Origin of the sequence: Nocardia puris (assembly GCF_036051655.1) — a bacterium.
Lineage (GTDB): Bacteria > Actinomycetota > Actinomycetes > Mycobacteriales > Mycobacteriaceae > Nocardia > Nocardia puris.
This window is the reverse complement of record NZ_CP107943.1, coordinates 4,336,758-4,351,706: the sequence shown is the minus strand read 5'-3', so window position 1 is coordinate 4,351,706 and position 14,949 is coordinate 4,336,758. Positions and strand designations below refer to the sequence as shown.

The 14,949-nt window shown below is 62.4% G+C and carries 13 protein-coding genes; 7 read left to right on the top strand and 6 right to left on the bottom strand.

What is annotated here, in order from left to right; all coding sequences use genetic code 11:
* Positions 1–60 precede the first annotated feature (60 nt).
* Positions 61–1,203: a hypothetical protein gene (locus OHB21_RS20075; protein ID WP_067514721.1), complete on the bottom strand. Its 1,143-nt coding sequence runs from the start codon at positions 1,201–1,203 to the stop codon at positions 61–63.
* 332 nt (positions 1,204–1,535) lie between these two features.
* Here OHB21_RS20075 and OHB21_RS20070 point away from each other — a divergent pair, with 332 nt between their 5' ends.
* The gene (locus tag OHB21_RS20070) at positions 1,536–1,811 is read left to right on the top strand and encodes a helix-turn-helix domain-containing protein (RefSeq protein ID WP_067514719.1); all 276 of its coding nucleotides are present in this window, start codon (positions 1,536–1,538) and stop codon (positions 1,809–1,811) included.
* Positions 1,812–1,844: 33 nt separating this feature from the next.
* Here OHB21_RS20070 and OHB21_RS20065 read toward each other — a convergent pair whose 3' ends face one another.
* Both OHB21_RS20065 and OHB21_RS20060 read right to left on the bottom strand, forming a co-directional pair.
* The gene (locus tag OHB21_RS20065) at positions 1,845–2,396 is read right to left on the bottom strand and encodes a hypothetical protein (protein ID WP_067514717.1); all 552 of its coding nucleotides are present in this window, start codon (positions 2,394–2,396) and stop codon (positions 1,845–1,847) included.
* Positions 2,397–2,689: 293 nt separating this feature from the next.
* Positions 2,690–3,547 (bottom strand): PASTA domain-containing protein, encoded by an 858-nt coding sequence (locus tag OHB21_RS20060; protein WP_170160859.1) that lies wholly within the window; start codon positions 3,545–3,547, stop codon positions 2,690–2,692.
* 624 nt (positions 3,548–4,171) lie between these two features.
* Here OHB21_RS20060 and OHB21_RS20055 point away from each other — a divergent pair.
* On the top strand, positions 4,172–4,558 hold the full coding sequence (locus tag OHB21_RS20055; RefSeq protein WP_067514713.1) for a hypothetical protein: 387 nt from the start codon (positions 4,172–4,174) through the stop codon (positions 4,556–4,558).
* 79 nt (positions 4,559–4,637) lie between these two features.
* On the opposite strand, the gene OHB21_RS20050 is transcribed toward OHB21_RS20055, so the two are convergent.
* On the bottom strand, positions 4,638–4,979 hold the full coding sequence (locus tag OHB21_RS20050; RefSeq protein WP_067514711.1) for a histone-like nucleoid-structuring protein Lsr2: 342 nt from the start codon (positions 4,977–4,979) through the stop codon (positions 4,638–4,640).
* A gap of 358 nt (positions 4,980–5,337) precedes the next feature.
* Between OHB21_RS20050 and OHB21_RS20045 the strand changes: the two genes are divergently transcribed.
* From OHB21_RS20045 to OHB21_RS20025, 5 genes are all read left to right on the top strand, one after another.
* Positions 5,338–5,643 carry a transposase gene (locus OHB21_RS20045; RefSeq protein WP_040723173.1) on the top strand — a complete coding sequence of 102 codons (306 nt, stop codon included), beginning with the start codon at positions 5,338–5,340 and terminating at the stop codon, positions 5,641–5,643.
* 2 nt (positions 5,644–5,645) lie between these two features.
* Positions 5,646–6,533: an IS3 family transposase gene (locus OHB21_RS20040; protein WP_067514723.1), complete on the top strand. Its 888-nt coding sequence runs from the start codon at positions 5,646–5,648 to the stop codon at positions 6,531–6,533.
* Positions 6,534–6,785: 252 nt separating this feature from the next.
* Positions 6,786–8,234 (top strand): DUF6119 family protein, encoded by a 1,449-nt coding sequence (locus OHB21_RS20035; RefSeq protein ID WP_170160860.1) that lies wholly within the window; start codon positions 6,786–6,788, stop codon positions 8,232–8,234.
* Positions 8,235–8,428: 194 nt separating this feature from the next.
* Entirely contained in the window at positions 8,429–8,689 is a 261-nt protein-coding gene (locus tag OHB21_RS20030; protein WP_147266045.1) for a hypothetical protein, read from the top strand.
* A gap of 844 nt (positions 8,690–9,533) precedes the next feature.
* A complete protein-coding gene (locus OHB21_RS20025) occupies positions 9,534–11,555 on the top strand; it encodes an ATP-binding protein (RefSeq protein ID WP_170160835.1) in 2,022 nt (673 codons plus the stop codon).
* Positions 11,556–12,045: 490 nt separating this feature from the next.
* On the opposite strand, the gene OHB21_RS20020 is transcribed toward OHB21_RS20025, so the two are convergent.
* Both OHB21_RS20020 and OHB21_RS20015 read right to left on the bottom strand, forming a co-directional pair.
* A complete protein-coding gene (locus tag OHB21_RS20020) occupies positions 12,046–14,238 on the bottom strand; it encodes a hypothetical protein (protein WP_067511517.1) in 2,193 nt (730 codons plus the stop codon).
* On the bottom strand, positions 14,235–14,945 hold the full coding sequence (locus OHB21_RS20015; RefSeq protein ID WP_147266004.1) for a hypothetical protein: 711 nt from the start codon (positions 14,943–14,945) through the stop codon (positions 14,235–14,237). Before OHB21_RS20015 ends, OHB21_RS20020 begins: the two co-directional genes overlap by 4 nt.
* Positions 14,946–14,949 lie beyond the last annotated feature (4 nt).

The following is a 14,949-nucleotide window of genomic DNA, read 5'->3' as shown; positions in this document are numbered from 1 at the left end:
CGACATGTACGGCCGTGAGCGTGTCCTTGGGGCTGTAGCCGAAAGTATCGACGCCATCCTCTAGACCAACCGAGTATCGCCACCAGCGTCAAGCTCATCCTTCATCACCCACACAAACGCCACCCCGCTCCGCGGCATGACCCAGCCGTCGAACTGGAGCCCGATCATCTTGCCGGGCACCGTGTCTGGGCTTCGTATCGCCGTGCTCTTCTGGCTGCTCGCGATGAAGTCGATCATGTTGACGTAGGCAATGTCGGTGTCGCTGTAGTCGAGCTCGATGTCGACGCCGCGGGATGGTTGGTCAATGTCGAAGTGCAGCAGCCTGTTGTGCGCCGCGGGCACGAGCCGGTAGGTGTACGAGATAGTCCGCTCCTGGTCGCGCTCATCCTCGGGGATGCCGAGGTTGACGCTGTAGGTCTGGGCACCCTTGCGGGCGGTACGCCGGATCGGACGTTCGTCGCCATCGACCGTGAACTGCACCAGTTCGAAGGCCTCCGTGGTGCCGGCGTCGACGCCATTGCCGGGCCGGTAGTACCAGGCGAACGTCGAGGCGGGATCTTGCGTGAGATCGCGGTATTCGTCGATGTCCGACAGTGAAACGAAGCGGCGCACGTTGCTGGACGGCACCGTGGTGTGTTCGTGCCGGATGGTGACAACCAGCCTCGACGGGTCGGCTGCGGTGGTGGGCGAAGCGCCTTCGGCGCTTCGCTTAAGCATGCTTAAGCGGACAGATATTTTGACGTCGTGCCAGCGTTCGACCGAGCGGACGGCCTGGTCGCGGATGTCGGTGTACAGCTCGCGGGCGAACTCCCGGTTGCCCAGGCGCATGGCCAGGCTGTTGGTGATGATGTCGTCGAGCAGTTCAGGCGTGGCAACGCGGCGCAAGTCCTTGTCCTCGAAGGCAAATCCCTTGAGCACCGCGTCCTTGATCGTGGGCGCATGCTTGGTCAGCATCCGATCCAACCGTTCGTCGTCGGCCGCTTGCTTCTCGCGCTCGAAGTAGCTGTCGAGCCAAATACCAAGCAGGCCGGCGCCGACCAGGAGCACGCCCAGCTCGTTCCACGGCACGATCGCCAGCCATCCCAACTCTCGCACTGTCGGGATAATCTGGCCGAAGGTCATGAGCGACGCGCCCACCATGAACAGCACCAGACCGGCGAGGATCTTCTTGGTTCGGATGAGTCGGTGCAGCGTGTCGTCCATAAGCTTTGTTGCCCCCATTGTACCAAGTCATAGCAGTTTGGCATAGACGCACCAAAACGGCGGGTACCCATCGGATACCCGCCGTTTGCCGTGTCTTGGCCCGGGGTTGCCCAGGCGCCGCCGACTAGCCGTTGCCGCCGCTCATGGGGCCACCTCCTCCCGTGCCGCCCGTTCGCCCGCCAGCGGGCCGTGTAGCGGCCCGTTTCGGGGCGAAACCGGCCGTTTCCGGCCGTGCAAACCCTGAACATAAGGTACAAAACGCTTGGGGTCAATACGGTTGGGTACGTACCGCTCTGGCCGTTTGTGCACGGGCCGTATGAAGTTGGGGAACCATGCCCAACCACACCTCGCCCGACGACGCCAAGCCTCCGCTCAACGCGACGACGCGTGAGTTCGGTGCGCGGGTTCGTGACCGGCGGTTGACGATCGGCCTCAGCCAGGAAGCCGCGGCCGTGAAGTGCGGTGTCCACTGGACACAGCTCGGCAAGGTCGAACGGGGGCAGCGCAGCCTGCGGCTGGAGACCCTCATCAAGATCGCGGACGGGCTGGAGATCGACGCTGGGCTGTTGGTGAGCGGGCTGCCGGTGCCGGAGTCCACCGCGGACTAGCCTGCTGCGTCCCGGCGGCCGGACAGAGGCCAGCTACTCGAAGCCTGGTGCGGGCAGGGCGAACTCGTCCTTGTAGAGGCGGAACGGGCGAGGCGGTTCCGCCTCGGGAATCGCCAGCAGCGGGTAGGCAGAGGTCCGAAGTTGCCGCGGCCGGTAGCTGCCTTCGAACAAGATCATCACCGATCCGCCGACTCCGTTGTGTCCGCGGGTCGGGTTGAACTCTCGGCCGGCATTGAGCAAGCGCCCAAACTCCCTGCCGTCGTTGCCGACCGAGATGCTGCCGTCGTGGAAGAACTGGACGAACGTTCCGTTGTCGGCGCAGATCGTGGCCGCTTCCTCGCGGCCGCGCTCAGGCTCCGTCGGTATCAGGATGTCGGGCTTGTGCTGCTTGCCCGTTGGTCCCGCCACATCCAACCGGTCGCCGACGCCAATATGGACGGTCTCACCCAGCGCGTTGTGCGCCTCCCGACCGACGATCGTCCACAGATGAGTTGTTGACCAGACCTTGACGCGGCCGTCGAAGAACAACGACACGCGGTCACCCTGTCTGTTGCCGATCAGGTGCTTTTCCGGGTTCGCACTCATCCCGCTCCTTCAGGCCCACCGCAGCGATCTCGCGGCCAAGCGTACCCATCCGACTCGCTCGCTGCGGGCGGTCCGGCAGCTTTGCAGCACTCCCCCGGATCGCACGGAATTTTCGCCCGGCGCCGTATTTCAATGCGGCCTGGAGGCCCGGTTCGACGACGCACACGACGAACCTTCCACTACGCCGAAAGGAGGTATGTCGTTCCCCTGTGCGGCTGCCGTTCCGACGGTGACGACCGGCCCGGGCCCGCACCCCGTGCGGTCCCCTGCCATCGTCGTTTCGATGTCAGTCGCTACCAACGGCCGCTGGCGATCAGGCTGTCGGCATGCTCAACGATCTGGTCGATGAGCCGGTTGAGGGTGTCGAACGGATGGCGGGACGGCAAACCGGGTACTTCCGGATCCGAGTTGATCTCCAGCAGCACCGAGTGCACCCCATTCGACCAACTCACGCGGGAGATCCCAAGTTCCGTCGAGATGAGCTTCGCGCCTCCTCGGGAGCCGTCGAACGGCAGCCGCACGCCGCTCTTGAACGGGTTGTACGGATCGTCGGATATCTGGGTCGCATAGTCAGCGTCGCTTCGCGCCGACTGCGGTTCCGGATGCACGTCGACGTGGATGGTGACTTCGTCGAGGTCATTGGCGCACGCATGCGTGTCCACGTCGTTCGCGCTCGTCCGCCACGCTGTCCGCGCGTCTTGCAGCTGCGGTGACATCTGCGCAGCCTGGAGCGCCGACGCATCGAGCAGAAGGCACGCGTTCCGCAGCGGGGAAGGTGTGGACGGTGGAGGCTGGGGTGCCGGCTCGGCTGGAGGTGCAGCCGATGGCGGCGCTGCCGAAGTCGGCTGCGGCTCCGGGGTCTGCGGGGTCTCACCGTGTTTCACCACGCCGATCGTCACGTCGGTTGTGGTGCCAAGCGGGGTGTCAGTGGGAATCTCCTGTCGAGTGACCGTCCAGTTGCTGTCCACCCACACATTCCTGTTCGCGCCCGTATCGTCCTGCACCTGGACATCGAGATCGAGTCGTCCAAGTGTCTTGCGGGCCTCGTCCAGCTGCATCCCAACAACGTTGGGCATCGTGGCGTTGGCATCCCTGTCGAGTTCGGTCAGGGCTTCGCAGCCAGTCGCCAGCACCGCGGCGGCTGCGAGCATTCCTACAGGACCCCAATAGCGCGCCCGAGCAACACGATTCCCGCTGTGACGAGTTCGCCTGGAGATCCTTGGTTGCCCCGCCTTTCGGCGGATCCGTGCAAAGTGCGTAACCCGCACCGTCTGGATCGTGGCAGTCGGCAGAACCGCGGATCGGCCGGCCCCGCGGCGCCAGAACCGACCGCAGCCGAACCCGCCCACGAAGACGGCCAGCAGCCACAACCGCCACAGCGGGATCGCGTCAACCGATCCACTCGGCCGCCCGAGAATCGCACCAAACACTGGCGAACTGTAGCAGGCATTCATCCGGATCCCGGGGACACGACAACGACACAGAATCCCCACCCGGCCAGGCAGTTTGTACGCGGCCGGCATCCCTGCGACGTTCGCGATCGATACCACCAAGAGTCCGCCCAACCGCCGTGCAGCCCAAAACAACTCGCGCCCCATCGGTACAGTGGCAGGCGGCATCGACACACAGGGTGGCGGGTCGATGCCGATGGTCCGGCGCCGAACGACGATGAACGGCGGGCGCCAGTTCGACTGCGGCCAAGCGGTTCCCCCCAAAAGCCGGGACTGCACAACTACCCCGGTCGGACGATCACCAACCAGCAAGGGGGAACGAACATGACCGAGGAACCCTGGCGCGGTCACGCCCGCGTCATCCTCGACGAGGCGATTGAAAACCCGGCCAGTGTCGGCGCCACGTTGGCCCGCGTGGCCCTCGACGATTCGATCAGCGGTGATGAACTCGTCCAGATGGCGTTCTACTGGATCGACCAGCTGGCCCAGGCCGACCCAGGGACGCTCCACCTGATGGCAGCAAGCCGGCTGTCCCAACTCCAGCGATGGTCACTGGAATTGATCACCGCCCGGATCAGCGGCGACACAATCGAGACCGAACGGCTAACCCGGAAGCTGTTGGCCCGTCACTTCAACGAGTCGCTGGAGTATCTGGCGGTACTGGTGACCTTCGTGGGGATCAGCCTCCGCGAGGACATCCCTGGGGAGTGAGCCGGAACGTCGCGGCAGGGCCAAGGAAGACCCCAGGGTCGAGCCGCTCCGCTGCCGCGACACCACCCCGCAGCTGGACCTACGCGGTGGCCTTCTTGTACGCCTCGACAATCTCGGACGAAACCCGGCCGCGGCTCGATACCTCGAACCCGTTTTGACGCGCCCAGTCCCGAATCGCCTGGGTCTGCTCACGATCCGCCGCGGTACGCGCCGCCGTCACAGTGACAGTTCCCTTCTTGACGCGACCAGCCTTGCGGGCGTGGGGAATCCACTTCTCCAGGCTGTCCCGCAGCTTGCGCGCGTTCTTGGCGGACAGGTCGATCTCGTACAGGACCCCATCCAAGGAGAACGACACCGTCTCCTCAGCCTTCGACGTGCCGTCGAAGTCGTCGACCAGCTCGACAATGACCTTGCGCGCCATGCTCTTCCCTCCGTCTTCGAATGGTGCCCCCACAGTAGACCCGGGCGCTCTGCACTTCCCAATCGGATCATTGTGGCGTCCGCTCTTGTTATGCACTACGCGTAGCGCGTTGCGTACCTGGGCTCGCACGTGTCGGTCATGCGCGAGAGGCAGCGCGCCGATACGTTCGCCAGGGCTTATCGTTTGCCTGGCAGCACCAAAAGTCCGAGCAGACAATACGGAGAAACTACCAATAGCTCCCGCCTCGGGGTCGGCCGACGCGGTGCGGTAACTCGGACCCTACTATCTCGGGTCTGAGGTTCCCCCGCTTTCTCGGAGGGCTCTGACTGTGGTCCGATAGGACCGGAAGGAGTCATTCGTGGCAGCACCGAAGAAGTACCCGGACGAGTTGAAGGCGCGGGCAGTACGGCTGTATCGGGAGTCCGATCCGAAGCCGACGATACGGAAACTGGCCGCCCAGCTCGGTGTGCATCACGAAGCATTGCGGCTGTGGATCCGCCAAGCCGAGGCCGATGCCGGCGAGCGAGACGACAAGCCGACGACCGACATGCTGGCCGAGAACCGGGCCCTGAAGAAGCGGGTCGCGGAGCTGGAGCGAGTCAACGCCGTATTACGTGATGCGAGTGCGTATTTCGCCTCGGAGCTCGGCCAGACCCGGCGGTGATCGTGGCGTTCGTCAGCGAACACCCGCAGCACCCGGTCGAGCTCGTATTACGGGTTCTGGGGATCGCGTCCTCGACCTATTACGGCTGGTTGCGGCAGGCGCAGACGCCGTCTCAGCGACGTTTGGCCGACCAAGAGCTGCTGGCCGAGATCGTCGATATCCATACCAGCTCCGGCGGGACTTACGGGTCGCCGCGGGTTCACGCGATGCTGGCCCGGCGTGGTTTCTCGGTCGGCCGCAAACGCGTCGAGCGGTTGATGCGGGATGCGGGTTTGCAGGGCGCGTTCCTGCGTAAGAAGTGGCGGGTGGGTTCGACCCGGCAGGATCGGCGTGCCACCCCAGCCCCGGACCTGGTCAACCGCGACTTCACGGCTGGCGAGCCGGACCGGTTGTGGGTTGCCGATGCCACCCGCATCGTCTGCGGCGAGGGCGTGTTCTGGCTGGCCGCGGTCCGGGACGCGTTCTCGAATCGGATCGTGGGCTGGAAGTGCTCGGACCGATGTGACACCGAGCTGGTCCTCGGTGCTCTCGAGTACGCGGTCTGGACCCGCGATGTTCGTGACGGGCAGCTGGTTCATCATTCCGACCGCGGGTCGACCTACACGGCGATCCGCTTCGCTAACCGGTTGGCCGACAACGGGATAGCGCAGTCGATGGGGTCGGTCGGTGGCAGCTACGACAACGCGCCCATGGAGAATTTCTTCTCCACCCTGAAGACCGAGTTGGTATATCGAAACAGTTGGCGGACAAGGGAAGACGCCGAGAACGCCTTGTTCGCCTACATCGACGGCTGGTACAACACCCAACGGATCCAGAAGAAGCTTGGCTGGCGATCACCCGACGAATACGAAGCCAGCTACCATCATCAGGTTCCCGCTGGAACCAGATAATCCGCTCTCCTGATTAGCGGGGGAACCTCAGGTCTCAGTTCGCTGACCAGAAGATGTTGCCATAGGTGACAGCTATTTTAGGTGGTGACAGGCCGGAGAGTTGGTGCTAGCTTCGGTAGCTGTCGACGGGGGTGCCGCTGTCGGCCATATGCGTGTTTTCTGGGGTGAGGCGGGACTGGCATGAGGCTGAACATCTTTCGGATACCACCGACAGAGGCAGGTTTGCTACGCGGGCACATGGAGACGTTGAGGATGTCGGTCGCCCACCGAGACAACGCGGATGGGTGGCGCACCGAGCTGTGGCTGCACAAGGTTCCACACAAACCTGTCCCGTGGACCTTGTTCTATCGCCCGCTCCTCGGAGATGACGTGCCAACAGCTCCAGGGCTCTCAGGCGTGTACATGCTCCAGTCGGACGAGACGTGCTATGCAATAACCCACGGTAGTGCGCATTTTTTCGTGAGACCGTTCTGCGACTACGACTTCGGGATTGATGTTGCCAAGCGGATTGCGAACGAAGGCGACGTGACACAGACTGCGTCGAAACGCTTCCAGGGAATTCGGAGAAAGGAAATACGAAGCTACGCCGCCAACTCGCGACTAAGCGTGCAGGGCGGAGAATCGGTCGACTTCGTGCAGGCTAAGATCATGCCCGACTATCAGGCGCTGTTCGGCCGGTCAGGCAAGTTTGGAACCTCAGCCCAGCTGTCTCCCAAGTTGACAGTTTTTGATGTCGGACATTTTCTCAGTTCGCTGAGCGTGGAGATGAGGAAGCCGGAGCGATTCCGGGTTCCTCGGACGCTCGTCATCAAAGAGCCTGCGGAGGTCGAGCGTTTCGACCGGATACTGGTGGACGGTATTCGGTCGCCCGGCAGCACAACCGCGTTCGCAAGCGATAGCTTTGAGCTCTCCGGCGTTGAGTTCATCTTTGGAGGAAGCGGCGACATCTCGATCAAGGCGCCGCGAAAGCCGTCAGTAACGCTGGATTCTCCCTCGATAGAGGAGCTGCGCACCTACATTAATGAGCATAACCTGACTGACGACCAGATACTTCGAATCAACGTCACGCATATCGGCGACGACGGCTCATACCGGACTGAAAAACTGAAGGAATCGCTCGACTTTACTGTCGATGCTCAACGTGTCGTTCTCACCGGCGGCAAGTGGATGCAATTCAACCAGGACTATCTCGACTACCTGGACGAAGTCGTGCGCGGAATCGACACAGAAGAGACTGAAAGCTCGTTCAAGTCGATTTCTATGACTGAGACCGGATTCAACGCTTCACAGGCCGTCCGAGACGCGGGCTACATAAATGCCGACAAGGATTTCAGTATCTTCAAAACGAAGTCCTCGACCTCGATCGAGGCATGGGATCTCCAACGCGGCGATACCGTTTACGCTCTGAAGTTCGGTACCGCCCAGAAACTGGGTTACGTATGCGACCAAGCTTCGAATCTGCTACACCTGCTTTCGAATAAGGCCGGCGTGAAGCGGATACCCCAGTTCCAGCGCTACTGCCTGTGGCTAGGATACGAAGCGCAGACTGCACCCAAGAACATCGCCGATACAAACTCGATCATCCTCAAGCAGAAGATTGAGGCATGGGCACGGCTTTGTACCGACTTGGGCATCACGCCCGTAATCAAGATCAGCAAGAAGGTCAGCCGCCGGACGTCGCCATTCCCCAAGCGGAGGTAAGCCTTGCGCTCTTTCAGGTCCGGCGGACCCGGTTTGACTGGTGCGACGACGATGCGGATCCCTACCGCCCGCCTGCGCACGCAGCGTCCACCGAATGCACGACTGCAGTGGCGAACGCACCCAAACATCCCCATTTGTCTCGCGCACTAGGAAGCGTTGCATTCTATTGCGATTGTTCATACAATAGAATGCATATGGACAAGAAGGAATTCGAGCGGCAATTCGCGAAACTATACAGTCACATCGATACCCGACTTGATTCTATGGAAAAATCCCTAGCGTCAGACATTGACGACCTGCGAGAGGAAGTTCGAACAGGATTCGATCAGATCGCGTCGAAGCTCGATGACGATGAAGTTGAACGAGCCGCCATGAGCGCGCAGCTCGCTCGGCATGAACGCTGGCACCAGAAGGAGGCCAGCCACCTGGGCATCACCCTTCAGCCCGACGCTTGAGTACGCAAACCTCAGCGCACTCCAACGTCGACGATGAATAAACTACATCGATCCAACCTTGCATTTCCTAGCCGGCGGAGTTATATCTGATGTAGTGGGATGAACAGATAAAGATATGCAACAGATTCAAGATAGTATGCAAGGATGCAGAAGCCAAGTTTCACCAATTGATGTCAAGTACCGGGACGTAGAAGAACTACTGTCCAAGCGCGGGTTCTCGGCTAGACTCTGCGATACCGGCGGTGGCTGCTATGCACTCGTCGTAGAAGCAACTATTGGTCGGACAGTTCTCGTCACCGATCGCCTCGGCCCGCTCACCGACAACCGGCGGGAACAATCCGGATGGGGAATCGGCGTATATACCGATGAGTCATGCGACGAGCTTGTCTTATTTCGAGAGGTGGCCGAGCCAACAGGCGAGGCGCTCATCGCAACTCTTCAGACAATGCCCGAACTACATCGCCGCATGTCAGACAAGGTCACTACAGGCGATGCTCGCGAATAGGATTGAACCTTGCCATCGATTATGCGTGCCACATACGCGCGACGTGGATAAATTCGACACGATTGGACGTAGATCGAACGTTGATACTGTTCCATTGAAAGGCGATCCGCAGATACACTTTAGCGAGATCACCTCGCGGCGAGCCAGCCTTGCGAGGAGCTACGTCCGCGCCAAACTCGATGTGGAACCATGTCAATGAGCAAGAACCCTACGCCGAGCTCCGACGGCCGGACACCCCCAGGTCCGTCGATCCATAACGCCGTGGCTGGGTCCGTGTCAGGGCACGTCGTGCAGGTCGGCGCCCTCTCTGGCGATGTCCACCTATACGGTGGGGTTCCGGTGTCCGTACCGGTTCCGCGACAACTTCCCTCGGCGCCGGGATCGTTCGTTGGTCGGCGTCACGAGTTCACGCAGCTCGACGCGGTGCTGGACGCCCCAGGCTCAATGGTTGTGGTGTCTGCGGTCACCGGAGCTGGCGGTATCGGGAAGACCTGGCTCGTACTGCACTGGGCCCATCAGCATCTCGACCGGTTCCCAGACGGACAGCTGTTTGTCGACCTGCGTGGTTTCAGCCCTGCGGAGAGACCAATGTCGGTCGGGACCGCGGTTCGAGGGTTCCTGGATGCGTTCGGCGTTGAGTCCAGCAGGATTCCTGTAGATGTGGACACTCAGATCGGGCTCTACCGGAGTCTCGTCGCGCAGAAGTCGATGTTGATCGTGTTCGACAACGCCCGTGATGCCACCCAAGTGGCTTCACTCCTTCCAGGCACACCAGCGTGCACGGTGCTGGTCACGAGTCGCCACCAGCTATCGGGACTTCTTACGACACAGGACACGCGGCGACTGAACTTGGATGTCCTCGACGCGACCGAATCGCGCGAACTTCTCGCCGCACGACTCGGGCAGAGAAGGGTCGATGCAGAACCTGGCCCGGTCACTGAATTGCTCAACTACTGTGCGGGTCTCCCCCTCGCCCTGAGCATCGTCGCCAGCCGAGCCGCTGCCCACCCAACCTTCGCGTTGGCGGAGCTAGCGCGAGAACTCCAAAGTGCCGCCGCGCGGCTGGACGCTCTCGACGATGGCGATGCGGCTAGTATCACGACGGTGCTGTCATGGTCGTTTGCCGCATTACCTCCGGAGCAGGCCGAAGCCTTCGAAATGCTGGGAATTGCACCCGGACCGGACATCTCGCTACCGGCCGCAGGCGCGCTGCTCGGACTGTCGGAAGCGAAAGCCAGCACCGTACTGAGAGCCCTGGAGCGTGAGTCGTTGCTCCACCAGCACACTCCCGGCCGGTGGCAGATGCACGACCTGGTGCGCCTCTACGCTGTGCAGCAAGCTGAGCGTCTTCAGCCTGAGGACAAGCGACAGGTGTCACTCCACCGGCTGCTTGAGTTCTATCTCCACACAGCTCACGTTGCCGATCGGATCATCAACCCCCGCCGGCCTCCGATTGAAATCGATATTTCGATCACCTCCAGCAACTGGTCTCTGCCGTCGAGCCAGGATGCTGCTTGGGAATGGTTTGACGCCGAGTTTGCCTGCCTGGAGGCGAGTGAACGCCTCGCCGGCGATCAATGGCATCGTCTCGCTTGGCAATTGACCTGGGCGCTGGACACGTTTCGCTATCGACGGGGTCTCCTGAATGAGCGAATTTCCGCCTGGCACGCTGGATTAACCGCCGCTCGCCGCGACAGCGATCCAGATGCCCTGTTTATTGCGCATCGCCTGTTGGGCCATGCATACGTCCGGGTTGGCAGACACGATGACGCTCTTGAGAATCTGAGTCATGCGCTGGAAGTGGCCAAACGTACAGGAAATCTTCTGAACCAGGCGCATACCCACACGTTCCTTGTGAAAGCACAGGAGGTAATGGGAAACGAACAAAAGGCGCTCGCCCATGCCGCCGAGGCTCGTCGACTGTTCCAATCACTGGGTCATCCGGTATGGGAAGCGCAGGCTCTGACATCAATGGGTCAATACGCGGCTCGACTCGGCCAACACGATAACGCACGGCGGTACTGCGAGGCTGCACTGTCGATGTGCCGGAGTAATGGTGACAACCAAGGCGAGACCGAAGTACTGAATAACCTCGGATACTTGGCTCAGCTGGTTGGCAATCATCATACGGCGTTGAGCTACTATGAGCGATCGCTGGAACGCTATCGCGACCTCGGGCACACATACTACGAAGCCGACGTCCTCGATCGTGTTGGGCAGACCTACCAGGCACTCCGGATGGTCAGTCGCGCCCGCGCCGCTTGGTCCGAGGCCTTGGAACTCTACCAAGACCAACACCGCCGGGTAGACGCCGAACGCGTTCAACAGCTCCTCGCCGATCTCGGTGAGCCGTCGCGCTAACGGGCGGGCGGTCGATACCCGAAGTATGGTGGGCGATCAGCGCAGATCGGTATCGCCCTCGATAGAATCCGCCTGTACTACGTGGCCATGTACGGTGCCAGTAATCGTATTACCTCCGTGCTTCGGAGGTTGTGGTGGAGGTGCTGGAGGCGGCGCGGGCTTCGGCACCAGGGCTACAAGGGCGATTGTCACTGCTATCAGTCCACAGAACGCACTGATAACACTCGCTACCTTGTTGGCCTCATCAAGTCCGATCCTGGCCAGATAGACACCAAGTCCTACAAGAAGAGCTGCGCCGACCAGACCGGCGATGACTCCGACAAGCTTACGCTGGCTTGACATACGTCACAGTATGCACCCATCGTGCCGACTCGGAGTACGAATCCCGCTCCCAGAGAGAGCGATTGAGAGTTCGATCTGTCGCTAGACCACCCGCAGGCCCGACGTCGGGACACCGTGCTTCCCGCAGCTTTCAAATCGGGGCGACGCCCTAGTAGATTTCGAACGAGTCGCGCTCGATCCGAAACCCGCGCGAGGAATTCGCCTCGCGGCACGTCACCCCGGAGTGATAGTCGATCGAGCACCGGAACGGCCCGTAGGTCCTCGTCGTGTTGTATTCGAGGACCGGCAGAGACGGGTCGATCAGGGAGTCGGTGGCGCACGCGAAAGCCGCCCCGTGCCCCTCGGTAAGGACGACCGTTCGGCCGAAATGCTCTGGGGCGCAATTGGGCGGTGGCGGTGGCGGCTGGTACAGGACCTGCCCGGCGTCGCACCGGACCGAAGCCGGCGATTCGAAAACAACCAGACAGGAAAGGTTTGAGCTGGCCGATTGGAACCGGATGGGCGCCGGTGGCGGCGCCGACGAGTCGAACGTGGCGACACAGCCGCGAGCTGTCAACCCGAGCATCACGACCCAGATGGCACCGATCGCGAGCAGGAATGCTGTCGGCACCCGGCGGTGGCGCTTTCGGCGAGGTGGCTGCGCCCACTGTGGTGGGTAACTCGGTGGATACCGAGGCGGAGGCGGCGGGTACGACACCGGTGGCACGGTCGGACGGGCTTCGGTGCGCGTCGGCACCGGCCTCGCTGTCGCTGGCCCTGGGGTCGGCCGCGGAGGGGGCGGCGTCTCCGGCTTCGGTGCCTCGCGCTTCGGTTTCGGTGCTTTAGGCGGCGCTGCGGGCGATGGTGGTGGCGGTGATACCGGGAACCGGGCGGACATCGTGCTCAACAGGTCGTTGATCCCGGTCGGGCTGGCTGCCGGGCGCGCCTGCGGTTTCGGCTTGGGGGGCGGCGCGGCCGAAGCGGTTGCGGCCGTGTCGGTTCGACTCGACGCCCGGGGGATGGTCGGCGGTGTGCGTACTTTGGTCGTTCCGGATGCTGCGCTCATCATCGTGGCGTAGGCGGCCGCGTCCAGAGTCTTGAGCTGGGCGGCACGCGACAGGACCATCTGGGGAGTCAGGTTCGTTGCACGCTTGGCCTGATACAGCGTGACCAGCCCGGTCAGTGTGACAGTCTGGCCTTTCAGCTTGTAGAGGCCTTTGCCGTAGAGACGTTCGAGTGCACTCGCAACTGGGCCAAAGGCGACGACCGTAAAGTCGCCTTTTACGTAGGAGCCGAAGTTGATCAGGGCTACGGCGCCACTCCAATGAGGTTTGTATAGCCACTTCGTGGAGTCGACGGTGCCGACGATGGTGACCTGATCGCCTTGTCTGCGGCGGAGCGCGGCAGCATTCGAGGCCAGCATGACGGTAGGGGTTGGCGCTGCCGTCGCAGTGGCCGTCCGCGACTGGGTCGGCTTGCCGCTCAGCGCGTCCTCGATCTGTTCGTAGCTGGTGATGCACGCTTGCTTGAGCACCCTGGCCCGCGGCGCGAGCGGGCTTGCCAGAAGCGCGTCGAACACTTTCGACGTACCTGGGTCGGCGTAGTCGCTGGCGCTAAACAGAAGGTTTTGCCCGCCACCGCCGAACTTGTCCCAGAGATCGGGGTCTTGGGCGATCGCGGCCAGCGACAGATCGATCACGTAGGCCGAGAACAGGTCGAGATTCTCATCGAACCGGCTCCCGCGGTCAGGGTGTTGGTAGTTCGGGTGCCCACGCTCGGCAGCCCCGTACGGTTCCAGTTCGCGAAGGTACATGCCGTCGTAGTCGATCAGGGTGACGGCATAGTCGTCGCCAACCATGACATTGCCGTGCTGCAAGTCTCCGTGTGCCACATGGACGGCGCGCAGCCGACGCACGGCGTCCGCAAGGTTGCGCCGAACGGCCTCGATCGCGTCCGGCTCGTCGAAATGGTCGTCGACCCAGTCGCCGAGCGGATCGCCCGTGATCCACGGCATCCGCACCATCGGGTGCGAGGAACCGCCCACGACAACACCGTTCGTGTCGTAGCGGACGTCCACAAGGAAATCCAGCTGAGGGTTGCTGGTGACGAACTGGGCGATCTGGGCGTAGCGCTGCGCCAGCGTCGCGTCAGTAGTCAGCTTGTGGAAGCACCGCACAGCGTAGCTCCGGCCGCTGCCGGGGCTGTGGATTCGGAACGTGGCGGCAAATCCGCCCGACGCCACCGCGGCTGTGCCCAGAGGGGTCATCGCGGCCTTCCCGGCGCGCAGTTCCGGGTCGCGCGGGAAGGCGATCTCTGGGTGCAGGACAGCCTGCTGGTAATCAAGCAGGCTGGGCAAGCTCATAGCCACACCACGCAGATCGTCGTATCGTCGGGCGCCATGCCGCGTTCGGCGCGCGCGAAGTCGACCCAGGCTTCGAACTCGTCGTGCCGGACCATCACGTCAGTGCTGACCAGCTCTTGGTACAGCTCGCTGGGTCCACCCAGGAGGTAGGCCGCGGCGGCGTCGGTCGCGAGGATAAGCGCATCGCCGGGGCGAGCGATTGCCTCGTGGTGCCAGACGTGATCGAGAAACCCGTTCTCGCCTGGGCGCGTCGATACCAGCGACGGACGCGAACTGAAGTCCTGCGCCCGCTGCAGCGGACCTGCGCTCAGAACGTCGCCATCGCGGATATGAAGCAGGCAGGTGTCGCCAACACCGTTTGCCCAGTACTGCCCGTCAGCGTCGGGCAGCCGCAGTCCGAGGAATGTGGCGGCACCGCCTTCAGCCAGCTTGGCCGTTGCGTACCACGGCAGTTCAGGTTCGGAAACCTGGGCCATCCACTTATCCCTCAGCACGGCCAGGTGCATAGGATCGAGAGGGTCGAGCCCGTCATACACGAACGCCGTTACCAGCAGCTCGGCCCAGACCTCGGGACGTGCGGACCTGGAGGCACCGTCAGACAGGGCGACCCGATCGCCGGCGTGTGCGATCTGGTCTTCGTTGTCCTCGTCGGTGTCCTCGGGTTTCGGCACGCTGCATGCGGCGATCCGTGGCTCCGAAATGGCCATTGTG